Source organism: Pseudoalteromonas sp. MMG033 (assembly GCF_057197785.1).
In genome coordinates this window covers 1,381,866-1,405,893 of the sequence record NZ_CM170070.1, presented here as the reverse complement: position 1 = coordinate 1,405,893, position 24,028 = coordinate 1,381,866, and the positions used below count along the sequence as shown (strand labels likewise).

At 43.8% G+C, this 24,028-nt stretch carries 17 protein-coding genes; 11 read left to right on the top strand and 6 right to left on the bottom strand.

All coding sequences use genetic code 11. The features are described from left to right. Positions 1-4 precede the first annotated feature (4 nt). From AC2CZC_RS06185 to AC2CZC_RS06170, 4 genes are all read right to left on the bottom strand, one after another. Complete coding sequence (locus tag AC2CZC_RS06185; protein ID WP_484584207.1) at positions 5-1,996, bottom strand: TonB-dependent receptor; 1,992 nt, start codon at positions 1,994-1,996, stop codon at positions 5-7. A 159-nt stretch (positions 1,997-2,155) separates the two neighbouring features. Beyond that, positions 2,156-2,908, bottom strand: coding sequence for a LytR/AlgR family response regulator transcription factor (locus AC2CZC_RS06180; RefSeq protein WP_484584206.1), 753 nt, complete (start codon positions 2,906-2,908; stop codon positions 2,156-2,158). A gap of 84 nt (positions 2,909-2,992) precedes the next feature. Continuing rightward, a complete protein-coding gene (locus AC2CZC_RS06175) occupies positions 2,993-4,291 on the bottom strand; it encodes a sensor histidine kinase (RefSeq protein ID WP_484584205.1) in 1,299 nt (432 codons plus the stop codon). A 9-nt stretch (positions 4,292-4,300) separates the two neighbouring features. After that, positions 4,301-5,686 carry a sigma-54-dependent transcriptional regulator gene (locus AC2CZC_RS06170; protein ID WP_484584204.1) on the bottom strand — a complete coding sequence of 462 codons (1,386 nt, stop codon included), beginning with the start codon at positions 5,684-5,686 and terminating at the stop codon, positions 4,301-4,303. A 208-nt stretch (positions 5,687-5,894) separates the two neighbouring features. Between AC2CZC_RS06170 and AC2CZC_RS06165 the strand changes: the two genes are divergently transcribed. Genes AC2CZC_RS06165 through AC2CZC_RS06155 form a run of 3 tightly spaced genes read left to right on the top strand, consistent with a single transcriptional unit; the run spans position 5,895 to position 10,299 of the window. After that, positions 5,895-7,154 (top strand): efflux RND transporter periplasmic adaptor subunit, encoded by a 1,260-nt coding sequence (locus AC2CZC_RS06165; protein ID WP_484584203.1) that lies wholly within the window; start codon positions 5,895-5,897, stop codon positions 7,152-7,154. Positions 7,155-7,176: 22 nt separating this feature from the next. Then, the gene (locus tag AC2CZC_RS06160) at positions 7,177-7,878 is read left to right on the top strand and encodes an ABC transporter ATP-binding protein (protein ID WP_484584202.1); all 702 of its coding nucleotides are present in this window, start codon (positions 7,177-7,179) and stop codon (positions 7,876-7,878) included. A 9-nt stretch (positions 7,879-7,887) separates the two neighbouring features. Further along, on the top strand, positions 7,888-10,299 hold the full coding sequence (locus AC2CZC_RS06155; RefSeq protein WP_484584201.1) for an ABC transporter permease: 2,412 nt from the start codon (positions 7,888-7,890) through the stop codon (positions 10,297-10,299). 37 nt (positions 10,300-10,336) lie between these two features. Here AC2CZC_RS06155 and AC2CZC_RS06150 read toward each other — a convergent pair whose 3' ends face one another. Continuing rightward, on the bottom strand, positions 10,337-11,236 hold the full coding sequence (locus AC2CZC_RS06150) for a pepsin/retropepsin-like aspartic protease family protein (protein WP_484584200.1): 900 nt from the start codon (positions 11,234-11,236) through the stop codon (positions 10,337-10,339). A 260-nt stretch (positions 11,237-11,496) separates the two neighbouring features. Here AC2CZC_RS06150 and AC2CZC_RS06145 point away from each other — a divergent pair, with 260 nt between their 5' ends. Both AC2CZC_RS06145 and glmS read left to right on the top strand, forming a co-directional pair. After that, on the top strand, positions 11,497-12,273 hold the full coding sequence (locus tag AC2CZC_RS06145; protein WP_484584199.1) for a DeoR/GlpR family DNA-binding transcription regulator: 777 nt from the start codon (positions 11,497-11,499) through the stop codon (positions 12,271-12,273). 30 nt (positions 12,274-12,303) lie between these two features. Next, the gene (glmS, locus tag AC2CZC_RS06140) at positions 12,304-14,124 is read left to right on the top strand and encodes a glutamine--fructose-6-phosphate transaminase (isomerizing) (RefSeq protein WP_484584198.1); all 1,821 of its coding nucleotides are present in this window, start codon (positions 12,304-12,306) and stop codon (positions 14,122-14,124) included. 147 nt (positions 14,125-14,271) lie between these two features. Here glmS and AC2CZC_RS06135 read toward each other — a convergent pair whose 3' ends face one another. Then, positions 14,272-15,195, bottom strand: a complete 924-nt coding sequence (locus tag AC2CZC_RS06135; protein WP_484584197.1) for a hypothetical protein — start codon at positions 15,193-15,195, stop codon at positions 14,272-14,274. A 339-nt stretch (positions 15,196-15,534) separates the two neighbouring features. Here AC2CZC_RS06135 and AC2CZC_RS06130 point away from each other — a divergent pair, with 339 nt between their 5' ends. The 6 genes from AC2CZC_RS06130 to AC2CZC_RS06105 all read left to right on the top strand — a co-directional run bounded on the left by AC2CZC_RS06130 (position 15,535) and on the right by AC2CZC_RS06105 (position 23,930). Next, the gene (locus AC2CZC_RS06130; protein ID WP_484584196.1) at positions 15,535-16,362 is read left to right on the top strand and encodes a TnsA endonuclease C-terminal domain-containing protein; all 828 of its coding nucleotides are present in this window, start codon (positions 15,535-15,537) and stop codon (positions 16,360-16,362) included. After that, complete coding sequence (locus AC2CZC_RS06125) at positions 16,346-18,433, top strand: Mu transposase C-terminal domain-containing protein (RefSeq protein ID WP_484584195.1); 2,088 nt, start codon at positions 16,346-16,348, stop codon at positions 18,431-18,433. The genes AC2CZC_RS06130 and AC2CZC_RS06125 overlap by 17 nt, the downstream gene beginning before the upstream one ends. Next, positions 18,430-20,100, top strand: a complete 1,671-nt coding sequence (locus tag AC2CZC_RS06120) for an AAA family ATPase (RefSeq protein WP_484584194.1) — start codon at positions 18,430-18,432, stop codon at positions 20,098-20,100. The genes AC2CZC_RS06125 and AC2CZC_RS06120 overlap by 4 nt, the downstream gene beginning before the upstream one ends. Before the next feature lies 1 nt (position 20,101). Next, positions 20,102-21,619, top strand: a complete 1,518-nt coding sequence (locus tag AC2CZC_RS06115) for a TnsD family Tn7-like transposition protein (protein WP_484584193.1) — start codon at positions 20,102-20,104, stop codon at positions 21,617-21,619. Further along, positions 21,591-23,240: a Tn7-like element transposition protein TnsE gene (locus AC2CZC_RS06110; protein ID WP_484584192.1), complete on the top strand. Its 1,650-nt coding sequence runs from the start codon at positions 21,591-21,593 to the stop codon at positions 23,238-23,240. The genes AC2CZC_RS06115 and AC2CZC_RS06110 overlap by 29 nt, the downstream gene beginning before the upstream one ends. Before the next feature lie 273 nt (positions 23,241-23,513). Beyond that, the gene (locus AC2CZC_RS06105; protein ID WP_484584191.1) at positions 23,514-23,930 is read left to right on the top strand and encodes a hypothetical protein; all 417 of its coding nucleotides are present in this window, start codon (positions 23,514-23,516) and stop codon (positions 23,928-23,930) included. Positions 23,931-24,028: the final 98 nt, after the last annotated feature.

The window sequence follows — 24,028 nt, the reverse complement described above, 5'->3', positions numbered from 1 at the left end:
CCATTTACAGTTGCCCTAACAGAGATAGTGTCACAACGGGGTCGACTCGTTCATCAATACGACGATTCCCTGTGTATTTGCCAAGTCTATTGGCATCAAAATACTGCTGCACATAACTATACTTTGCCGTATTTAGAGTTGCTATGGCACCACGCACTCTCAGCCGTTTAGACACTTGATACTCCGCGAAAGCACTGAGTTCAATTTGGTCTTTCTCCATGTATATTTCGTCAACGTAATAATTGGTTTCAGTCAGAGGAAGATAGAGTTCGAGCCCCCAGTTATAGGTGCTGCCATCTTGGCGAAATTCAACTGAGGCATCATGTGGGGTGAGCCCGTCAGTGGGCCGTGACCCGGTCAATGGGTCGTCAAATCGGGCACTTGCAAAATCATAGCTTAAGTTAAATTGACTTCCTGTTAGCCACTTTGTGGTATCCCATGTCGCGCTGAGTGCGCCACCCAGCTGTTGCGCTGCACCGGCATTACCTATCATGGTATCGCCATTGGGCAGTTGTATAAATTCATGAATGTCTTTTTGCCACTGATGATACAGATTTAAATTGAAAAATAAGCTATCAAACAATTGCACGTTGAGCTGGGTTGCCAGCTCTGTGAATTGACTTGGCCTGAGGGAAAGGTTGCCTGATTGAGCGCGATTAAACTCTGCATCTTGGCTTTGTACAAAATCATCGAAATCGAGCTGATCAACCTGGTGCTGGGCCGTCATTGTCATATCCCAATTAGATTGAGGATCATAACTGAGCCTAATTAGTGGCTTAATAAAGCCCAATTGGGCTTTATGGTTTTGGTTGGCGCGGCTCTTAAGGACGGTACGCTCTGCATTTAGGCGTGTATACAGCTGCCACTGCTGATTTATTTCGCTGGAGAGAGCGGCATATGGTTGATATCTGACTTCACTCACTTGCGCCTGTTCAAAGTCCCCGTCATTGTTCGTCGTGGCATCCAGTTGGTTGCGACTGATCTCAATGCCAAATTCTGGTGAATAAGTGGTATTTGGCAAAGTGATATTGAGTTGAACCACCTGTTCTTGTTGTGTTTTGTGCTGTTGATAGGGCGTTGCTACGGGAGCGTGGTCAAAAGTAGCACTGTGAATATGTTCTAATTTTCGGTTGTGTAGTGCGATGATCTGCCACTGGTTTTTGTGACGACTTTCTTTTTGCCAGTCCACAGCCATTTCATATTCAGAACGAGACTCAGATTCATCTAATCGCCATAAAAAAGGGCTGCTGTTGTCTCTGGTTTGCTCGATTTGAAAGTCATCGAGGACAGCTTTGGTTGAAAAAACAAGGCGGCCGTCGTCATCGAGATCTGGTTGGCTGGTGAGCGACAATAGCCGGCCATTGCGTTTTTCAAAAAACGCTTCATGACCCTGTTCTATCATGCTGCCAAATGCGTCTATCTCTTGGAATTGTGAGGTAGATTGGCTGCGATCATCTTGATAATGCAGATTAAGCTGATGCTGCCATCCTTCGCTGGGGAGGGCGATTTGCGCAGCCAACTCGCTTGGGCGATAGGCGTGATAAGCGGAGGTCAACTTGCTTCTGGCTTGCCAGTGTGCGCCAAGTTTGGGTGAATGCGTGATGATATTGACTAATTGATTAAATTGGCTTGCCGTACTGAAGGGGTGACCTGCGCTGTAAAGGTGAATAGCAGCGATTTGGTCACTGGGCAACTGCCTTAAAATATCAGACAGAGACTCAGATTTAGAAACCGCAGTTGCGCCATTGATAAGCACGTTTCCGCCTGCGGCACTCAGTCCGCGCTGCTGGTTACTTTGCACTAGCGTAAAGCCGGGTAATTGGTTCACTTTTTCTAATGCGTTTTGTCCGTGTAATGTTTGCAGGTTGTCATTGTCATAGTGTGTTGCAGCAAACTGTTGTTGGTGTGTTGTTTTTGTATCGCTTGCTGCGGCAGTGATACTGAATGTATTGGCACAAAAACCAAGTAATACCATGGTTGAACAATAGGCTTTCATCGAGAGTTGACGTCCATTTTTAACTGACTTGCTGAGTCTATTGAAATAAATCAATCTATTACTATCAATAGCCTAGGGATAGCTGGTGGGTTTTTGGGACGAATGGACTGGGATTGTTCACTCGTCCCTATGGGCTTGGGACGAGTGCAATGTTGCGGGTTAAGCGACGTTTTTTAACTTGGCTCTTAATACCGGTTTAAATGCTTTGCTCAGCGCCACTGATTGACCACTTTTTAGTAGCACTAAACCGCTACCAGAGGGTTTTATATGTATGCGCTCAATGTAATCTAAATTGACTAAGTGTGAGCGGTGCGTGCGTATAAATTGTGTATCTGGGAGCTGTTGCTCAATTTGCTTTAACGTGATCCGCTTTAAATAATGGTGTTGCTCTGTATGTAGCTCAACATAATTACTGGCTGAGTTGATATGGGTGATATCACTAAAGCGTAACCGCGCCGTGGTACTGCCCGTTTCCACTTCTAATGTATTGTGATGAAGGGGTTGCTCAGTGCGTAAAAACGTGTGCCAAAGATAGCTTAAAACAAACAACACCAGTGGGTGAGCAGGCGCAAAGTACAACATGGTGTAAGGGATGGCATCACACAACACCCAGAAGTCAAATATGGCTTGATAGGTCATGGAAATACATAACATCAAAGCAAGGATGCAGATAAATTTTTGCTTAGTCAGGCGGTTTGCTTGATGGTGCTGTGTGAGGAGGCGAAAAACCACGGGCGTTAATAAGTACCAAATTCCCCACTCTTGTAAAGCCCACCAAGGGCGATTATTAATCTCTTCAGCCGGTGGCATGGCCCAATCATAAAGCACATAAGTGGCAGACATGAAGAAGATAAAGGCACTCCACCCTGCAAAGGAGATGAGCCATTCCTTTTTAAGTTGTGCTGTCATCATATAACCCTGAATCAGAAACGCAGTGATAGTGTACGCGAATAATTTAATTTGCCTACATAAAGTGGTGGCATTTTAACCTATTCACTATCCAAATACGCAGCGAAAGCAAGCCCCTTCAGAACGATGAAGGTAAAGCAGTTCGCCTCCGTGTTGCACCATGATCTGTTTTGATAAGCTCAACCCGATACCAGAACCTTGTTGCTTGGTAGTAAAAAAAGGCACAAACATCATTTTACAGGCTTGCTCTGTTATTCCTGGGCCGTTGTCACACACATCCACACAGAGTTGGCCATGTTCATTGTGCAGTGCAATAAGGCGAACTTTTGGTACGGTATTGGGCATAGTGGCAACCGCTTCAATGGCATTTTTGCATAGATTGATCAGTACCTGCTCGATTTGCTTGACGTCAAGCGTGCACATGATATGTGTTATACCACTGACCTCAATATCAACATCTGGGTGTTGGCTGGCGAACAGGTGTTTGGTTGTATCGAGTAAGTCGCAAAGTTGTGTCGCGTGCAACTGCGGTATAGGCAGGTTACTTAACTGTCTAAATTCGCGAATAAAGTCGCTTAGATGGCTACTTCTGGATGCCAATGTGGATAGAGCGAGTGTTAAGTCGTCTTTGTCTTCCTGCTCATCAAATTGCAGCGTATCCGGTATCAGTGCTAAACAGGTTTGCGCCATCGACGCCAATGGCGTGATGGAGTTTGCGACTTCATGGGTAAGGACTTTTGTAAGCTTTTTATAGGCTTGTTGCTCTTTGGCATTGAGTTGCTCGGTGATGGATTGTAGTGTGATGACTTTATACTGAAGGTATTGCACATGTAGTGTGCTTACTTGTACATACAAGGTCTCTGGTTGCTCATTTTTATGCCAATGAAAGGTGCCATGTTGGTTGGTGGTGGCCACGCTGACAAACTCAAAAATGTCTGGGTTACCCTGTTTAAGTGCCTCTAAGTGATTCATCTTAGTACCCAGTTGCTTATTTACAGCGGTGCTTTGCTCAATCACTTGACCGTGTTCATCGCAGATCAACATGGGTAGATTGATATGATTGAATAACGCATTGATGATTTGTACTTGCCTTTGTGCATCCAGTTGGGTGGCTTGCATTTTGCTGCGAGCTTGCTCGTAGTCTTTACGCAGTGGATGGGCTGTGGGCAGGCCTAGAGTATGGTCGCCATTGGCCAGTGCACGAAATAGTTGCTCTGGAAATTGTTGAGCCTGTTGAAACAAGCGAGAGAGCCACATTATTTGAGCGATGATTAACAGGATCATTAACGCAGTGATGGCACTTAATTGATAGTGCATGGCCGCGACAAAGAGTAGCATGCCACTGAGGAGCAAGCTTACTCCACATAGTGTAGCTTTGAAGCGCATGTTCATCACTTACAGTCCATACTTTTCTAGGCGACGATACATCGCACCACGGGTTAGGCCTAATGCTTTGGCAGCATGACTGACATTGCCTTGATGGTGTTTCAGTGCTGCGCGAATGGTACGTTGCTCAATGGTGTCTAAATCGAAGGTATCTGGCGTGTGCTCGGGCGATGAGTTTTCAGGCGTTTGCATTTGGCTTGGGGTGACTAAGACTGAATGAATTGCGAGCTCATTGCCCTCGGATAAAATAACCGCACGCTCAATGGTGTGGGCTAATTCTCGGACATTACCCGGCCAGTGGTATTCGCATAAAGTACGCAGTGCACTAGCGGGAAGTGTTAGCTCGCGACGGTATTTTTGCTGATAAATATCTAAATAGTGCTGGACTAAAAGTGGAATATCCGCTGCCCGCTCTCTCAGTGGTGGGAGACGAATTTCAATGGTATTGATGCGATACAAGAGATCTTGTCTAAATTGCCCTTGGGCAACAGCTTCAGGTAGAGCTTCATTGGTTGCACAGATGAGCCGTATATCTGTGTCAATCACTTGATTGCTACCTATCGGGGTGATCTGTCGATTTTGAATAGCGGCTAACAGCTTCACTTGCTGTGCTAAAGGCATATTGCCCACTTCATCTAAAAATAAGCTGCCGCCATGGGCCAACTCAAAGCGCCCAACACGATCTGATTTGGCATCGGTAAACGCCCCTTTTTTGTGACCGAATAACTCACTTTCAAACAAATTACCCGACACGGCCCCCATATCTAGACTAATAAAAGGCATCTGGGCGCGTGGGCTTTGTGCATGAATGGCATGCGCGGTAAGCTCTTTACCCGTGCCACTTTCACCGGTTATTAAAATATTGGCGTCCGTTTTAGCTGCTTTTTCAAGGGTGTCAAAGACCTGCAACATGGCATCACTTTGCCCTAAAAATTCACTTTGCGGCGTACTGAGCGCTTGGCTTAAGCCTTGAGTTTGCCTTGATAGTTTGTTGAGGGCTTTTTTGTCCTCGGCGTGTGCTAATGCTGTGGCAATTACGGTGAGTAGTTGGTCGTTTTGCCAGGGCTTGGCAACAAAATCAGTCGCGCCGTTTTTAATCGCTTCGACGGCCAGTTGCACATCACTGTAGGCGGTCATGAGGATCACCGCGATACTGGGCGCTTGGTGATGGATTTTCTTCAGCCAATAGAGCCCTTCTTGGCCACTGATGGCATCGCGATCAAAATTCATATCAAGCAAAATGACATCTATTGGGTGGTCATTAATTAAGGACTCAACGTCAAACGGATTGTCTGTGGTGAGGATTTTTTTATGGTGTTTCTTTAAAAGCAGCTTGGCTGCCAGTAAAACATCGGTGTTGTCATCGACGATGAGGATCGTGCCTTGCTTTTCCATGCGCTGAGCTCGTTATTATTATTTGACCAGCACAGCTTAACGTAAAACGCCTAAAACTGTCCATATATGGACAGGAGACTGTGCCATTAACGGACACTTAAAGCCGAAGATATTTTGCTTTAATTTTCAAGTGTATGATTTTGTTTGTTTTTATTTTTGGCATCAATCTTGATTTAGTAACAGTATCTAAGCCAAAGGAGCTGATGCCATGGACAAAAAAATTACTAACACAACACACCGTCGCTTTTTAAAACCTGCACTTGTAGCTGCGGTTGCAGTGTCAATTGGATTCGGTGCGTATAGCATGAACTACTCCGCTGAACAGGGACAATCTCAAACGGTCAACCTTGCTGGGCTTACAGTTAGTGCGGTGGTCAGTGGTGAGTTCAAAAATGCGTTAAGCGTACGTGGTCAAGTGGTGCCTAAAACCACCATATTTTTAGATACCGTATCCGGCGGCCGTGTTGAAGCCAGACTGATTGAGCAGGGCACTTATGTTGAAAAAGGCCAGCCACTGGTGCAACTGTCCAATACCAATTTACAGCTAGATGTGATGAGTCGCGAGGCACAGGTGACTGAGCAACTTAACTTCTTGCGTAACACGCAAATGACGATGACAACCAATGCACTGAATTTAAAACGTGATTTGTTAGATATTGAGCTAAATATAAGCCATTTAGAGCGTAAATTGACGCAGACTGAGTCATTGCTGACAAAAGGGTTGGTGAGCCAAGAGGAAGTGGACGAAATTCGTGAAAACTTACAGTACAACCGCGATATTCATACCTTGACCATCGAACGCCAAGCACAAGAAAACAGTATTCGTAAAGTCCAGCTGGCGCAGTTAGAAGACAGTGCCAAAATGCTGCAAAGTAATTTAGAGTTTGCCCGTAAAAACTTGGAGAGCTTGCAAGTGACGGCCCCAGTATCTGGGTATTTGAGTGAGCTAGATGTGCAAGTGGGTGAGTCAAAGCAAGCAGGTGCTCGCCTTGGCCAAATTGATATACCAGATGAATATAAGTTATCAGTGAGCTTGGATGAGTTTTATTTAAGTCAAGTTACCTTGGGTATGACCATGGAGATCAATCATGGTGGTCAAACCTTGCAGGCAAAGGTGACCAAAATTGATAGCCGTGTGAGTAACGCACAATTTCAAATAGAGGCTGAGTTACCAGCCGGAACGCAAGACATTAAACGTGGCCAAGGGTTGGATGCGCAATTGATGTTCAGCGATGAGCAAACACAGGCAACTTTACTGCCGCGCGGGGCATTCTTTAGCGCCAGCGGCGGACACTGGGTATTTGTATTGAGCAGTGATGGCACGCAGGCCGAGCGCAAGGCGATTCGGTTGGGCAAGAAAAACCAACATTTCTACGAAGTGTTATCGGGGCTGGCGCCGGGGGATAAAGTGATCACTTCCCATTACGGCAACTTTGATAAAGCCGATGTTTTAAATCTAAGTAACTAATAAGAATATAAAGGACAGAACAATGATTAAGCTCTCTCAATTACACCGAGTATTTAGAACTCACGATGTGGAAACAACGGCGCTGGACGATATCAATTTAACCGTCGATAGCGGTGAATTCGTGGCGATTATGGGCCCTTCTGGGTGCGGCAAGTCAACCCTACTGTCGATATTAGGCCTGTTAGATGGCCCCTCAAGCGGCAGTTATTTATTTGATGGTACAGAAGTCGCTGGATTCAGTGAACAGCAAATGGCGACTTTACGAAAAGCATCTATTGGCTTTGTATTTCAGAGCTTTAACCTTATTGATGAGCTAACTGTGTTTGAAAATGTCGCGCTACCTCTACAATACCAAAATGTCTCTAAAACAGAGCGTAAGCAACGTGTGGACGCCATTCTAAAGCGTGTCGGCATCGATCATCGGGCGGATCATTTACCGCAACAGCTCTCGGGGGGTCAACAACAGCGTGTTGCTGTGGCGCGTGCATTGGTTATTAATCCAAAATTGATTTTAGCGGATGAACCAACGGGAAACCTTGATTCCAAAAATTCTCAAGAAGTAATGACTATGTTACGCGAGCTTAACCGTGAAGGCACAACGGTGATCATGGTGACGCACTCAGAAACCGAAGGCGAATATGCTGACAGAGTGATCCGTCTGCTGGATGGCCGTATTTTAGTGGATAAGGCAAGCCAAGTTACCCAATCAAGTCATGTGGCTTAAGGAGATATTATGTTTTCGAGTTATATCACCACAGCAATGCGCGCGTTTGCCAAACACAAGCAACATTTTGCATTGAATGTGATTGGCCTGAGTATCGGATTAGCGGCGGCGATTGTTGTTGCTTTGTTTGCGGCTTATGAACTTTCTTTTGATCATCAACATCCTAATGCTGAGCGCGTTTATCGTGTGCATACAGATTACCGCAGTTGGGGGCTACAGCTCATTGGTAATGCACGATCTCAGCACCCGATGCAAATGAAGCAACAGAGTCAGGTTGAAGATGTACTGATGCTCGCAGATGCTGAAAGTATTGAATATAACGGCGGGTCTTTACCGCTGACAGTCAAAATATCCGATAGACAAGTGCAATTGCCGCACTTCTATGCGGCAAGTGGCAATTTACTGGATTTTGTGTCGCTCAATGTCCTTTCGGGCTCAGTACAGACAGCGGTTACGTCGCCGAATCAACTGGCGTTGAGTCAAAGCACTGCGATCCGTTTATTTGGGCACGATAATGTCGTGGGCGAGCGATTAATTCATGACGCAGGCACCTACACGATTGCCGCTGTATTTGCAGATCTGCCAGACAATACCCACTTTTATTTTCATACACTGACCGCAATTCCTGCGAATGCGCAAAATAATGTCAGTGGTTATGTATATATGCGCATGGTGCCCGGTGCCAATGTTAATAACATACAAGCCGATTTAAATGCGCTGTTTACTGAGCACGCGACAGGTCGTGAAAAGACCTTATCTTTGCATTTAATCCCTTTATTAGATGTCCACTTTAATAGCCGTGGTCCATTTGAAATGAAGCAAGGTGGTTCAAAGCAGGTAATGCTGGTGAGTGTTGCTTTGGCTTTAATATTATTACTGGTGGCGAGCACCAATTTCATTAATTTAAATATTGCAGCCGCGGCCAAGCGCGCAAAAGAGGTTGGCGTACGAAAAGCGCTCGGCGCGACTCGTTTTCAGTTGATCCAACAATTTTTAACGGAAGCATTATTGGTGGTGGGCTTTGCGGGGTTAATTGCATTAGCCATGGTTGAGCTGTCTTTGCCTATGGTAAATCAAGTGCTAGATAGATCATTAAGCTTAGACTTCTCTATGTGGTTTTTAGCGGCTGTTGCCGGTGTCATTGTTCTGGTTGGCATCTTATCGGGGTTATATCCTGCACTGTTTATTTCTTCTTTCAGTGCTAAGCGTGTACTCAGTGGTGATTTACAACGTGGTCAAACCGCGATTTGGGTACGTAAGCTGACTTTGTATTTTCAAAGTGTGTTGTCTATTGCCTTGATCATTGCGGCTGTGGTGATTTACAAGCAAATGGCGTTGGTGAATACACTGGATGTTGGTTATGCAAAAACGGACAGGCTATTGGTGAAAGACTTGCCAGCTGAGCTTATCTATAAGGCTGAAAATAACCGTTTATTTGACAGTATTGGTGGTGTTGCGGGTGTGTCATCTGTCACGGTCAGCAATACCAATCTAACCGTAGACATGAATGCGGGATTACATTTAACTTGGCCTAATGGGGAGCGCTTGCAAGGCACTCAACCTACGGTTTCAACGGGCTACTATGCTGTTGAAACACTGGGCTTAACTTTGCTCGCAGGGCGTGATTTTTCTCCTCAATTTGGGAGTGATTGGTTTCGCCGTGATGGGCAAGATATTCACCGTTATGCTGTATTAGTCTCTGAAAGCTATATGAAAATGGTGGGCTACAGCAATCCAGAAGAAGTGATCGGTAAGCAAGCTACATCGCACAATGGTCGCACGCAAGTCACGATTGTGGGTGTGGTGGCAGATGTAAAAATTGGTTCAGCTAAACAGCAAGCGTTACCGATTTCATTTCGCGCAGGTGTGGTTAGTCGCCCATTTGCAGATATCGTCGTCAAACTCGATGGTACCGTGTCTGCACAAAGTGTATCTGCCCAGATCCGCGATTTGGTGTCGAGTCAGCTGAAGTTACAAGAAGTCTCGATTTCTCGTATTGAAGATGAATATGAACGTGCGCACATGAGCGAGCGACGCATACAGCAGTTGGTTTTATTTTTCAGCGCATTAGCGGTTGCATTAACGTGCTTGGGTGTATTGGGGCTCGCTTCTTTCTCAGTGCTGCGCAGGCAAAAAGAAGTGGCTGTACGCAAGGTCTTGGGTGCATCACGCGTCAGTATTGTAAACTTATTAGCAAAGGAGTATGTGGTGTTGATTGGTGCGGCGGTATTGCTGTCTTTCCCACTCAGTTACTGGGTACTTGATGGATGGCTAAACCATTTTAACGAGCGTATCTCACAGGCGCTCTGGGTGTATGTACTGAGTGCTGGGTTTGTGGCGCTAAGTACTTGGCTTACGGTTGCTATTTTAGCCTTTAGAGCGGCAACAATCAGGCCATCGCAGATCTTACGCTACGAGTAACAAACACAGCCAGCGCGATAAGCGCTGGCTGTTTGGCTTAAAGTTGCTCTTTTGGTACACCAACGTGTAAATTTCCGTTTTTGAGGTCCATGGTCATCACAAAGTGTTTGAATACATCGTAGCCGATAGTGCCTTTGACTTTAGCTCCTTTAACATGGCTGCTTGAGTGACTATACTGGCTGGAAACCTTTACTTTACTGCCTTTTTCTGGAAAAGCGACTTTAACATTCGACAGCGTATAAGGACCAAATTTTACTTCTTTTGCTCTGACAGTTTCCATTGACTCTACGCTGTTAACGCCCGCAAAATCTACCCGCTCATTTTCAGTGTCAAGCCAGCCAAACTTTTTTGCAAAGCGGCGCTCAATGATAATACCCCCTGAAAAACCGGTATCGAGTAACATCCAAGCTGATTCACCCTCTAATTCTACTTTCACAATGGGCTGATCGTATCCTTTTTGCATTTTGAAGCCGATATTTTCAAACTTTTTCAAGTCAAGGTGGTCGTGTGTTAGCAGTCTTATACGTCGATTTGGGTAATCAATTTGAGTATTGAATAACTTAAAAAAGCCGCGACCAAAAAGCAGTGAATTTTCAGGTTCGCCAATATCTACTTCTGTAATATGCTCAAGCTGGGTCTCAATACCAAAAAACGACACAGGTACTTTTTGATATACCTTGTTGCGTTTGACATCGAATGCCCCTTGGATATTTACATTGCCGCTGTGGGTATAGGTAAGTTTATTCGCTTCAATAAAGTTTTGATTGATTGAATTGTCTGAAGCACCGGTATCTAGCACCGCGTAACTTTCAATGCCTGATACTGTTACAGGTATCGTGACCAGTCCATTTTGATAGGTAAAGTCTAACCAGGGTGTAACCGCTGCGTGAGCATATGCGTTAAACAATAGTCCAAGCGAGAGTAGTGTGTATTTCATGTGATGATACTTATATACATGTTTTGTTATTTTTATTATTGCTATTTTAGGTATTGCTTGGAGGCGTATCAACGCATTTTCGTGGTTGCGGAGTATCTTTAGCATTGGCATTTAATTCCTTTTTAAATGTTGTGGGTAGCCGCCGTGATTGATGGCTTCATAAAATTGTAAATTATTTAAGCAAATTTAAACTTGAATAATCTTCAATATTTCGACTAGAATACACGTAAATTTCGAATCGAAACTTATGTGAAAGATAAATGACCAAACGCAACACTCAGCAGCGCCGCCATACCATAGTTAGCCGTGTAAACAGCGAAGGTGAAGTCAGTGTAGAAGCTTTGGCTGCTGAGTTCGAAACATCAGAAGTTACGATTCGAAAGGACTTAACCGCTCTAGAAAAAAGCGGCCTATTACTGCGTCGTTACGGTGGCGCTGTGGCGCTGCCCAAAGAGATTGTGGCAACGGGGGGCGATAAGCAAGATCCGCTGCGTAAAGTCGCGATTGCCAGCGCTGCCGCGGCTTTGATCCGCGACCATAACCGCATCATTATCGACAGTGGCAGAACAACCGCGGCTATGATCCCAGAGCTTGCGACCAAGCGTGGCCTTGTCGTTATGACCAACGCCATCAATATTGCTAACCGCTTATTATCACTCGAAAATGAACCCACCTTATTGATGACCGGTGGTACTTGGGACCCGCATTCTGAGTCCTTCCAAGGCCAAGTTGCCGAACAAGTGCTACGCTCATATGACTTTGATCAACTGTTTATTGGTGCTGATGGCATTGATGTGGCGAGGGGAACCACCACATTCAATGAGTTGATCGGGTTGAGTAAGGTGATGGCGGAGGCCGCAAGAGAAGTTATTGTGCTGGTTGAGTCTGAAAAAATTGGTCGAAAAATTCCAAATTTAGAGCTGCCATGGCAGCAAGTCACCACCTTGATCACCGACAACACCTTGGCACCAGAGATGCGCCAAGCGATTGAGGCACATGGCGTAAACGTGATCTGTGCAGAGATCACACAAGAGTAAACACACAAACGTGCAACGAATGGAGAGATTATGTGTGGCATCGTAGGAGCTGTGGCAGAGCGCCCGGTTAACCGAATTCTAATTGAAGGTTTAAAACGTCTAGAATACCGTGGCTATGATTCAGCAGGTGTAGCACTGAGCAGTGCTGGCACATTAAACACGGTTAAAGCAGTAGGTAAAGTGGCTAATTTAGCCAGTGCACTTGAACGTGCAGAAGTCAAAGGCACGACCGGTATTGCGCACACGCGCTGGGCTACACATGGTGGTGTAACCGAAGCGAACGCTCACCCACATTTATCTAATGAGCAAATTGCATTGGTACATAATGGCATCATTGAAAACCATGAAGCACTACGCCATGCGTTAAAAGAAGATGGCTACACGTTCTTATCGGATACAGATACAGAAGTGATGGTGCACCTTATTCACCAATTGCGCCAGCAGCATGGTAGCTTGCTTGAGTCTGTACAAGCTGCAACTAAGCAGCTTGAAGGTGCATACGGTACGGTTGTTTTTGACAAAGAAAACGACAATGAAATCATTGTGGCACGCTCAGGCAGCCCGTTGGTGATTGGTCTAGGTCTAGGTGAAAACTTCATCGCCTCTGATCAGCTGGCGTTATTGCCTGTGACACGTAGTTTTATCTTTCTAGAAGAAGGTGATGTTGCACGTATTACTCGCGATACGGTTGAGATTTTTGATGTAGATGGCAATCCGGTAGAGCGTGAAGTCGTTGAGTCGAACATTACGCAAGATGCATCAGGTAAGGGCGAATATCGTCACTACATGCTAAAAGAGATTTACGAGCAACCGTTGGCTGTGCGTAATACCCTTGAAGGCCGCCTTGAGAACGACCGTGTGACAGTGGATGCGTTTGGTGACAGTGCAAACCAAATTTTTAAAGATGTGAAGCACGTGCAGATCATTGCCTGTGGTACGTCTTATCACTCTGGTATGGTGGCGCGTTACTGGCTTGAGCAGTTAGCAGGGGTAAGCTGTAATGTCGAAATTGCCTCAGAATTCCGTTATCGTGAGTCGTTTGTACACGAAAATAGCTTATTAGTAACGATCTCTCAATCTGGTGAAACAGCGGATACGTTAGCGGCATTACGCTTAGCAAAAGAGCAAGGTTATATGGCGTCTATGACCATTTGTAACGTACCTGGCTCATCACTGGTACGTGAATCTGATTTGGCGTTTATGACCAAAGCGGGCGCTGAGATCGGCGTTGCTTCAACCAAAGCGTTTACAACGCAACTTGTTGGCTTATTAATGCTAACTGCCTCTATCGCGCAAGAAAAAGGTCGCGATCAGAGCGTGATTGTTAATGCTATTAAGACTTTACCTAACAAGCTAGAAGAAGCGCTAGGCATGGCTGAAGGCATTGAAGCATTAGCAGAAGAGTTTGCAGACAAGCATCATTCTTTATTCCTTGGCCGTGGCTCACAATATCCAATCGCAATGGAAGGCGCATTGAAGCTTAAAGAGATCTCTTATATTCACGCAGAAGCATACGCAGCAGGTGAATTAAAGCATGGTCCGCTAGCGTTGATTGACGCGGATATGCCAATCATTGTTGTGGCACCAAACAATGAGCTACTCGAAAAGCTGAAGTCTAACGTCGAAGAAGTACGCGCACGCGGCGGCATCATCTATGTATTCGCAGACAAAGACTCTGCATTTGCATCAGATGATACGATGCGTGTCATGAACGTAAACCACGTTGAAGACATCATTGCGCCAGTTGTCTATACAATCCCGCTACAGCTGTTGTCATACTATGTGGCTGTCATTAAAGGCACTGACGTTGACCAACCGCGTAACCTAGCAAAATCGGTCACGGTTGAGTAATTAAGGTTGAGTATGTTTTCGATATTGTGGCTTAGGAATAAAGAATCATACTAAGTATTAAAGTATCATCCTAAGTAATATAGTTTCATACTGCATTGAGAGAAAGCCGATTAAGATGTAATCGGCTTTCTAGTTTGATATACCCTCTTATTTTCGAACGGCTAGTGCAGCCTTCATTGGTAAATCCAGTGCTAGGTTACCCCAATTTTCAAAATAGGGACTGGTTGCATTTCTTGCTGTTTTTGGGTGCCTAATAGCCCACTCTTGAAGATGTAAAAAGAGTTCCGACTCCGTAATTTTTTTGAAATACGGTTCCAAAGGTGAATTTAAATCTTCCGTAACAAAATCAATAAGTAAATGTTCAGATAAATTGTATGCCACTTGTTTGCTTAATAGGGCGAGAGGTATGCGAGGTTCCCCACTAGAATATTTGCATATGTGTAGGGCGAATAAATCAATATCTTTGTCTCGACGATTAAGTGGAGAAGGATATGTGATTTTAAGCATGTCACCATATGACACGCTACCTAAAGCGTATTCAGTTGACCTATGGACACAATATAATGGGGAGTTATAACCAGTTATAACTAAATCTCTAATATTGCTATTTGGATACCCCCTACCTACAGACAGAGAAAAGACTAAGCCATCTAGGCATACACGGTGAAACTCATCTTTCTGCACTGGTATTCTGCATGCATAAATGATTTCTTCAATGTTGTGCAGTGCAAGTCTCTCAGCAGCTCTTCTGTAAGCGACTTCGAGTTCAATGCCTTCTTGTTTCCGAAGTTTTCTGCTCAGATTTATAACTTTAAGTAGAGTGTTTGAGTTGAATGTCAGAAATCCAGAATGATGTTGGTTTGAATAAACGCCATTGCTCTTCAATTCGGCTTTAAGTGTATTGATATTATAGTTGTCAGGTTTCCCAGGTAGAGACTCTGCTACCATAGCAGATAAAAAAGTAGGCTTTCTACGGTATTGCCCATTTGAGCCATCTATTAACTTTTCATTTAGGGCCGAAATAAACTCTTTAAATGACTCATTACATTGAGGAAAAATAGAATTTTGCACAGTGTTCACTCTTTAATTAGTGAGAATTTGTCAAGGTGGCTTTGGTTTTCAACTCAACATTTCTCAATTAAAGAAACATAGTGAATTAGAGCTTAAGAAATTTACCAAAATCCAGTTTTCTGGACCCAAAGCAATACGCAGGCTTGTGAAACCTACTTCAAAACGACCTAACGCAGTAGTGGATAGGCGGTTAGAAAAGAAGCATAGTTAGACTAAACGGCTTAAAAGAAATGGTCAATACTTAACCTTTACATTGCTACTAAGTTCTATGTTTTTTATTTTATATTAATGCTATTGTTTTAACTTTGCTGGGGTTTCAATCAGTTATAGCGGTATATTATGTCTAGGAAGATTGGCCATACTGAGGCCCAATATCGTAAGTGGATTAAAGAAAAGCGTGGCTTAGGTGAGTATCAGGACTATAAGCCTTGGCTCACAGTTTATGACGACCCTTCAAAAGGTCGTGTACATCGGGTTTTTGGTTATAAATCCAAACGCACTCATCATTTATTATCCGATCTGGAACTCTCTATGTTCTATTTGCTCGAGTGGCGGCAGGATGTGCTGCAGGTCAAAGAGCAATTCCCACTTGAACGAGAGATTACATTAGAACTTGCTGAATCGGCTGGTATCAAGCACCCAAATGTTCGTGGTGTTGACCAATACCTTTCAAGTGACTTTCTTGTTGAAACAACCTCAAGGGACCTTCCTTACTTTGCGCTACAAGCTAAATATGTCAGTTCATTTGAAGATCAGCGAAAAATAGAAATACTCGAGCTCGAGAAACGCTTTTGGCTTGAAAAGCAGATCCCCTGGCAAATAGTCACTGAGCAAGAGATCCCCAAAGTGGTTAAAGCGAATGTTGAATGGATTTATCCATTACAAGGGGAACATGAAACAGCTGAAGACTCCGCAGTTGCGCAAACCAGATTCTATGCTGATTACTTTGCAAAGCACCCTACCAAAACACTTATCAATGCCTGCAAGGAGATAGATACTGCTTATGGGCTAGACTTAGGGGAGTCGTTGTTTGAAATAAGAGCTTTACTGGCTGATCGTTACTTTACCTTCGATATTTTTACGCCAGTGCAAAAGCTGCAAGTTGGCCATTTAAAACTAGGTGATGTTGAACACATTCAGGAGGTGTTTCGTGTTTCAAATCAATGAAGTATTGCAATACGATCAAACCTTATACCGAGTCCTCATGGTGTTTGATTATTATGTGCTTTGGATAAAAGTTCATAATGACAAAGCCTTTCCTGAGTTTGTTGAAATAGCGGAACTAGAGCAAGGCTTTCAAGATGAAGTACTCACACGTACAGATGACCCTTATGGTGATATTGTAAAAGTTACGCCAGAGTTTGGCTCTACTGCTCAAATAAAACGAGACGATAATTATGCTGCGATTAGACCATTGGTAGAATTAGAAGACTGCTATGAACCTAAAGCTCGTGGCAGGATGGTAAATCAAATCGTAGCTGAAACAGGCAAAACGAAGCAGTCTATTTATCGTTTTGCACGTAGGTATTGGCAAAGAGGACAGGTGCCAAATGCATTGCTGCCTGATTATAAGAACTCTGGCGCGAAGGGTCAGAAACGTAGAGCGACAACTAAAAAGTTGGGTCGTCCACGTAAATATATGCCTGGCATAGGTGCTTTGATTGATGACTTTACTGAAAAACTATTTCGAATAGCCATTGAACGCCATGTACTGACCGACAAAGGTAAATCATTTACCTATGCACATAACCGCCTTAAAGATATATATACCCAGTACTTTCCTGAACTACCTGAATCGGAATTGCCGACGTATTGGCAAATGGAGCATTTCTATAAACGGGAGTACCGCCAGGTAGAGAAGATTGAGAAGCAAGCTGGTGATATTAAACTGAACAAAGATATTCGACCGCTAACAGGCACCGCTGCCGCGGATGTTTTGGGCCCGGGAATGCGCTACGAGATTGATGCCACCATTGCAGATATTTATCTAGTCTCTGATACAGATAGGGGAAGTATCGTTGGTCGCCCAGTGATTTATATGGTTATTGATGTATTTAGCCGTATGGTAGCTGGGTTCTATATTGGTTTTGAAAACCCCTCATATGCGGCCGCTATTCAAGCGTTACATATGGCTTCTACAGATAAATCTGAATATTGCTGTGAACAGGGCTTTGAAGTATCGCCTGAGCAATGGCCATGCATTGGATTACCTTCCGCTTTATTAGCTGACAGAGGTGAACTAATGGGCCACCAAATTGAATGTTTGGAAAAAGGTTTTGGGGTGCGCCTTGAAAATACGCCTCCTTTTAGGAGTGAGGCCAAAGGCGTTGTTGAAAGGTCATTTCGCACGTTTCAGCAAGCGTTCAAACCATTTGCTCCAGGTGTGGTTACCGGATCTAAAATTAAAAAACATGGCGACAGAGATTATCGCCTAGATGCTAAATTGACGATTAAAGAGTTCACCAAAGTAATATTAGCTTCAGTACTTTATCACAATCAATATCACGTAATGAAAGATTATGACAAAGCTGCTGATATGCCCACAGACTTACCAAACAACCCCCTAGCCATATGGAATTGGGGTTTGCAGTATCGCACGGGTCGTTTGAGAAAACCTGAAGCAGAACATCTCCGTGTAGCATTAATGCCGAGAACACGTGCAACCATTTCCGATTCAGGAGTCTGCATATTTGGCGTGTATTACACCAGTGCAGAGCTATTAAAATTGGGCTGGATGCACCGCGGTAAGGAAGTTAAACGTCCTAAAACAATTGAAGTAGCATATGATTTGGCTATAGCTGATTACATCTACCTTTATCCCGGCTCGAATAAAAATGAATACTTTGTATGCCAGCTTGCAACGCGTTCAAGACAGTTTACTGGGGCTAGTTTCTGGGATGTATGGCAGCAAAGTGATGAGTTAAAACAAACGCATGCCGAAGCAAAATTGATAGCTGATGAGCGTAAGCGAGCGCTAGAGCGTCAAGTGATCGAGGTGGTTAAACAGGCAGAAAAGGCCGCGCCAAAACATAACGGCTTGTCAGATGCAGAGCGTATTCGCAATATTCGTGGCAACCGTGCAGAAGAAAAAGACAAAGAACGTAAAGCACGGGCTTACAAACCCGTAGAGATCGATACCAGTCAGTCAGCCGAGGTGCATTATCTTGCAGAGCCGGATGACGATTTAGATTTTCCGGATTTCTCAGCTCAACTTTTTAAGGATGATGAAGACTCATGAACTTGCCAGCTAATATCTTCCGCGCGATGTATCAGGAGTCTGAGATTGAGCGCTACAAAGGCAATCCGTTTATCGAAGCTTTACCCAGAGTGAGCAAAATAGAGGAGCTAAAAACCAAGTTGGAGGGTAAAGTAAAATACAATCCCGCAGCAGGTTATTTAGATGCAAGGCAGCGTGCTCATGAATTATGTGGCTTGCTTGATGACTTTTTTCAACCTTTGTCGATGCATGTGGCGTTAGAAGAAAAAATAGCGCTGATGATCCGTGGTGGCTATGTTGCCAGAAACATCGCTACTGGCCAGCTACAACAACATTTACAAAATGGCTACGAGCGGCTGATGACGGGAGACATCAGTAGCTTTCGTTTTGCCGAAGCGCCCTCAACGGCACGTTGTTTATCGCTTATTGGTTGCTCTGGATGTGGTAAAAGCTCCAGTGTGCTAAGAATATTGGCCACTTACCCGCAAGCGATCTATCACGAGCAATATAATACTTACCAACTCACCTATCTGCGTATCGAATGCCCTGTGGATGGGTCATTGAAAAGCTTATGCTTAAATTTCTTTCAGGAGGTCGATAAACATCTGCACACCGATCTTACTGAAAGGTATGGACGCAAACGTCACAGTACTGAGGTGCTGTTGTCATTTATGGGGCAAGTTGCCAATCAATACGCCATTGGCGTGTTAGTGATTGATGAAATTCAGCGTTTAGGCCGTAAGCAAAAAGAAGGGCAAGAACGAATGCTCGAGTTCTTTGTGGCCTTGGTGAATATTATTGGTGTGCCGGTGATTTTAGTTGGCACACCTAAAGCAAGGCCCATATTTGAACTTGAGTTGCAATCTGCAAGGCGTAGTACTGGGATTGGCTCTATGGTGTGGGAACCCCTGCCACAGCATAAAAATAGAATCGATAAAACAACGGGTAAGCCAAAGCCCACCGAGTGGCGATTGTTGACCGATAAGCTTTGGCAGTATCAGTGGCTGATCCATCGTGATGAGCCGCTCACAGAAGAGATCCGCAACACCTGGTTTGAGTTGTCTCAAGGTGTGCTGGATATCGTGGTTAAGTTATTTGTGCTTGCACAACTTCGTGCAATTATCACGGGGGTTGAACGGTTATCTTCAAAGTTACTTGTGAAGGTGTATGAGTCTGAGCTTCAGCCTATTCATCCGATGATTGAAGCACTTAAATCGGGTAAAGTAAGAAGTATCGCCAAATATTCAGATTTGAAATACAAAGAGATTGATAAGCGATTGCTAGAATTGAGCAAACAGATCTCTGAAGTTGCCGCTACAAAGTCAGACTCATTGCCTTTTGCCAGCGACTCAGAGGCCATGCGGCTGTATAACCTTTTGCTAGGTATGGGATGTGAATCCGAGTTATTGGTCCCGTTAGTGCAAAGAGCCATTGAAGATTATCCAAACCTTCAGGTAAGAGGGCTTATTCCACTCGTTCTAGAATGGTATGAGCAAACGTCAAACGAAGTGGAAGAACCCAAAGAGAAGCCTGCACTCATCAAGCTTAAGGAGTGGCACACACTGCCTAGCGACGATTTGCGTTTTGGTTACTCTCAACACAAAAAGCAATCGGGCGAGCTTTACCAATATTATAAACAACAAGGAAAGATATTTGATATGACAGCTTGGCTGAAGCAAAACGTGTAGTATGGCGTGCTTACCTATACCTTATCGTGATGAACTGGTTTTTAGTGTCATTGCAAGGTTTGGCGTATATAGCTTATCGCTTTCTTCTAAGCTGTTATTAGATGATGTCTTTAGGAGTACAACAGTAGTGGCTTCAGTGGCTCTACCAAACCACTTACAACAGATAGCCGCTCATTATCAACACAACTCTCAACTGACAGCTGAGAAGTTATTAAGAAAGCATACTCTCTACCCATTGTACTCCCCATTTGTTCATCCTGATATTGCAAAGCGTGCCAAGAGCAATATGCTATTTGGTTGCGAAAGTTCGGCAGAATTGCAGCTTGGCAAAGCTGCTTCCATTGTAAAAAGCCCGCTGTTTTTAAAGTACTGCCCCCAATGTTTAGCTATGCAGCAAGATGTTCATAAAGAATGGTACTGGCATCGCCTTTGGCAAATGCCTGGTGTGATGAGTTGCCCGCACCATGGGACACTTTTAAATAGTAAGGTGTATGTGCACTCAAATCAGAAGCATGCTTTTTCACCTGTAAATCCAGTTAATGTACAAACGGCCATAGCCCAAAGGGCATCTAAAAATCATCAACGACTTTCCAAGCATGTTCAAACTTTGCTAAATGCACCTGAGGTGTATATACATCCCAAACAATGGGGTTCTTTTTATCGCACAGTGGCACATACATTGGGCTTGCATCACGGTAAACATATAGACCACCAAGGATTAAGTTGCTTGCTAAACACATATTGGGGCAAGCCTTTTTTAACTCAGTTAGGATTGAATATTGATAATAACGTCGAGTCAAATTGGCTGAGAACTCTGTTTAGAAAGCACCGGAAATCTTTTAGCTACTTGCAGCACTTATTGGTATGGCAAGCATGTTTTGAGGAACACCTAGACCCAATTGCATTACTGAATGATGTGGCAAAGGGCGTGTATGCTGAGGACCTTAGTCGGCAAACAGCTTTACCTACCCAATTAGTCGATCAAGATAAACGCGAACAATGGCAGCAAGCTGTGATTGATTTTGGCGTAAAAGGTGCTCGTAAGAATGGATTTTCAGGGCTGTATATCTGGCTTTATCGTTATGATAGAGACTGGCTTTTGTCATTTAACCAATCATATACCCAGCAACGTACGAAGCGACTAGATAAAGTCGACTGGCACGAACGTGACCTGATTTACGTAAAGCAGTTTATTAAGTTGCGAAATGCCATAGAGCTGAACCTTCAAGCCCCTCGACTTACAAAAAACTGGTACTTTTTGCAGTCTAATATTTCTTTATCTCAGATCAAACACCTAAAAAAGTTACCCTTATGTAAATTGTTTTTAAATAAATTTTGTGAAACTATAGAGGAATACCAATGCCGTCGTATCGCTGTGGCATGTATTTTTTGTGATCAACATCATCAAAATTATAGACATTGGCATATTCAGCGTTTAGCACGGCTCAGTAAGGATAGGATCCGCCCTTTAACGGCGGAATTATTGGGATGTGTTGTATCGAATGTATCAAGCGGATAGGTTTAAGAAGCTGCCAGACAACGCCAGAATTCAAGGGCTAGGCAATCTATTTAAGTACCATGGACGAAAAACATGGGATATTGGCGTACGTATTCATAATACGACTCGTGGATCTTTGAAGTTTAGCCAGCTTCCATACTTAAGCCGACAGGTCGTGCTTAACCAAACTGTTTCAGCTACCCCACTAGGTTTCCCAGTTGAATTTAATTTCCCCGATCGCGCTACTTGGCAAACCGCTTTTGTGAGAGACAGTGGGTTAGTAAAGTTTAAGTTGGGAGATGAACAATCGCAAAAATGCTTTAAGTTTGATAGTGAAGAAAAGACCGTTTACTTACCTCAGCTAGAGCTTGCTAGGGCTTTGTTCTTTACAAATAACTATTTAGCAAATGCAGCGTTAATTAATAGTGCGCTGGATTTTGAATTTGACGTTGATTATAGCCCTAGAAATGATGATGAAGAATTCCCTCTCGATATCGTGATTAATGCCCTACCGACAACACAATGCCCAAAAGTATTATTTGAAAACGAAGGCTTTAGGCATCAAATCGCTTGGATATTACTTAACAGCGATATTAAAAGCGCATTTAACAGTATTTATCAGTATTTTTCGCAAGAGTTAGTGACAACACCTAAGCATCAACGTTGGACGTTCCGATTCGATCCTCCCCAACTTGAAGGGGTAAAAGTTGCTGCAAGGGGTTGGAAGTCTCCAGATGAAAATAAATGGTTTATCAATAGAGTAGAGTTACTAGAGGGGTTGTACTTTCCTGACATCACAGATATTGGCTTTTCGCATCCCAATGCGACTGAAAGAAAGCCAGACTCTGGTAAAGGAAAAGGGGGCACCTATCCTCAGTTGCCCACACAGAGGGAAATAGATGAAGAAAGCGATGGCAGTGAAGACAATGAGTCTGCATTGATTTTTTGTGAAGCTACGCAGCGCATATACAACAGAGTCCCACGCACCCGCAAAGTTAATGCAAAACCTAGAAAATCCTCTGGGGGTAAAGAAGATGAAGATAAACCCAGCGCCTTACCACCCGAAGTCAGCACCGATGATCCGAATTCTAGAGGTGATACACCTAGGGCTGCTGTCGATGGTTTAGATGATCAAACAGATAATGCCCATTTATATCTCAACAAATTCGATAGCTTCTTCAAAATGCTGGATATATTAGAAAAAGAGCACGGAGTTAAACAAAGTAAGCCCATCGTTCGCAAGCTACCAGAAGTTGGCCGCAGTGAGAGTCACCTTATGGTAGATGGTTCGCCTAGATGTATGGCTATTGTGCGGATTGAACATCAAAGCGAAGGTTATTTTTTATTAGAGGTGGATACCTCGGATGGCAGAGCTTCCATAGCCACCAAAATCATTTTAGTTCGAGCATTAGCGCCAAAAGGCAAGTTACGAGACTTTATACCCGAGATAGAAAGAAGATTGCTCAGCAATCAGTTTTGTTGGCCAAAGAAATACTTTGATGAACTGGTTGGTGAAGGCAATCACAAGAGCATTTCGCATCAGCAGTCTAAGAGTGAAGGTCGGCTGAGTGAGGTGGATGTGAATAGGTGGGCTGAGCGATTATTTGTAGTCGCTCATATTCTATCTGCCACTAGAGCTTGATAGATTTAAACTTTCTCAGACCGCTTTGTGCAAACAGAGGGGTTGTCATGATAATAAAGGTTTATTGATTAAGTTGTAAAAAGCTGACGGATGATCAACCAACTCATTCCTATCCAAAAGTTCATTTATGTAAAGGTCTACTAATTAAGTTATGTTGAATTGTCAGCAACCCTAAACATAGAAAACAGGTGGCTATTGACGTAAATTGAACCACATCTTATTTTTTTATTGCTTGAGAGGGGTTTACTTTTTAATCCAAATGGAATAGCCTTGATGAGTATTTTATTTGAGATTTTTATGTTCAAATCACTTTCACAAGTTTTAGTAGTCACGGCTATGCTTATTACCTTTTTAGGTCAAGCATTGGCGTATTCTTCTATGTCTTGCGAAATGTCTAATGGCTCACACGAGTCTCATATGAATATGAGCCATGGCTCTATGGACCATTCTGTTATGAGTCATGCCTCGATGAATCACTCTTCTGTTGACCAAAGTGGGCAACAAAACCATGAAGAGTGCTGTGGTTCAGATTGCGTATGTCCAGCCAGTGCGTGTATGAGTATTAGCATTGTGGGCTCTGAACCCAAAACTGCATATTTGGCTCGTTTAAGCGAAAGTGTATCTGTCCAACCACTTAACCAAACTAAGTCACGCCCCACTTCTCTATATCGTCCACCGATTTTTGCCTAACACAGGATCAGTGCGCCTGCTTTATTCGTTAAAGCGCTCTTTCTCGCACACTCTTTATACAAAACGTTAAACCTCAAACAAACATTTCTTCCGAAGTT

What these genes read in the sequence shown, in the direction of transcription:
- AC2CZC_RS06185 (WP_484584207.1), bottom strand. Translation starts at nt 1,996, where the DNA reads ATGAAAGCCTATTGTTCAACCATGGTATTACTTGGTTTTTGTGCCAAT.
- AC2CZC_RS06180 (WP_484584206.1), bottom strand. Translation starts at nt 2,908, where the DNA reads ATGATGACAGCACAACTTAAAAAGGAATGGCTCATCTCCTTTGCAGGG.
- AC2CZC_RS06175 (WP_484584205.1), bottom strand. Translation starts at nt 4,291, where the DNA reads ATGCGCTTCAAAGCTACACTATGTGGAGTAAGCTTGCTCCTCAGTGGC.
- AC2CZC_RS06170 (WP_484584204.1), bottom strand. Translation starts at nt 5,686, where the DNA reads ATGGAAAAGCAAGGCACGATCCTCATCGTCGATGACAACACCGATGTT.
- AC2CZC_RS06165 (WP_484584203.1), top strand. Translation starts at nt 5,895, where the DNA reads ATGGACAAAAAAATTACTAACACAACACACCGTCGCTTTTTAAAACCT.
- AC2CZC_RS06160 (WP_484584202.1), top strand. Translation starts at nt 7,177, where the DNA reads ATGATTAAGCTCTCTCAATTACACCGAGTATTTAGAACTCACGATGTG.
- AC2CZC_RS06155 (WP_484584201.1), top strand. Translation starts at nt 7,888, where the DNA reads ATGTTTTCGAGTTATATCACCACAGCAATGCGCGCGTTTGCCAAACAC.
- AC2CZC_RS06150 (WP_484584200.1), bottom strand. Translation starts at nt 11,236, where the DNA reads ATGAAATACACACTACTCTCGCTTGGACTATTGTTTAACGCATATGCT.
- AC2CZC_RS06145 (WP_484584199.1), top strand. Translation starts at nt 11,497, where the DNA reads ATGACCAAACGCAACACTCAGCAGCGCCGCCATACCATAGTTAGCCGT.
- glmS (WP_484584198.1), top strand. Translation starts at nt 12,304, where the DNA reads ATGTGTGGCATCGTAGGAGCTGTGGCAGAGCGCCCGGTTAACCGAATT.
- AC2CZC_RS06130 (WP_484584196.1), top strand. Translation starts at nt 15,535, where the DNA reads ATGTCTAGGAAGATTGGCCATACTGAGGCCCAATATCGTAAGTGGATT.
- AC2CZC_RS06120 (WP_484584194.1), top strand. Translation starts at nt 18,430, where the DNA reads ATGAACTTGCCAGCTAATATCTTCCGCGCGATGTATCAGGAGTCTGAG.
- AC2CZC_RS06115 (WP_484584193.1), top strand. Translation starts at nt 20,102, where the DNA reads ATGGCGTGCTTACCTATACCTTATCGTGATGAACTGGTTTTTAGTGTC.
- AC2CZC_RS06105 (WP_484584191.1), top strand. Translation starts at nt 23,514, where the DNA reads ATGAGTATTTTATTTGAGATTTTTATGTTCAAATCACTTTCACAAGTT.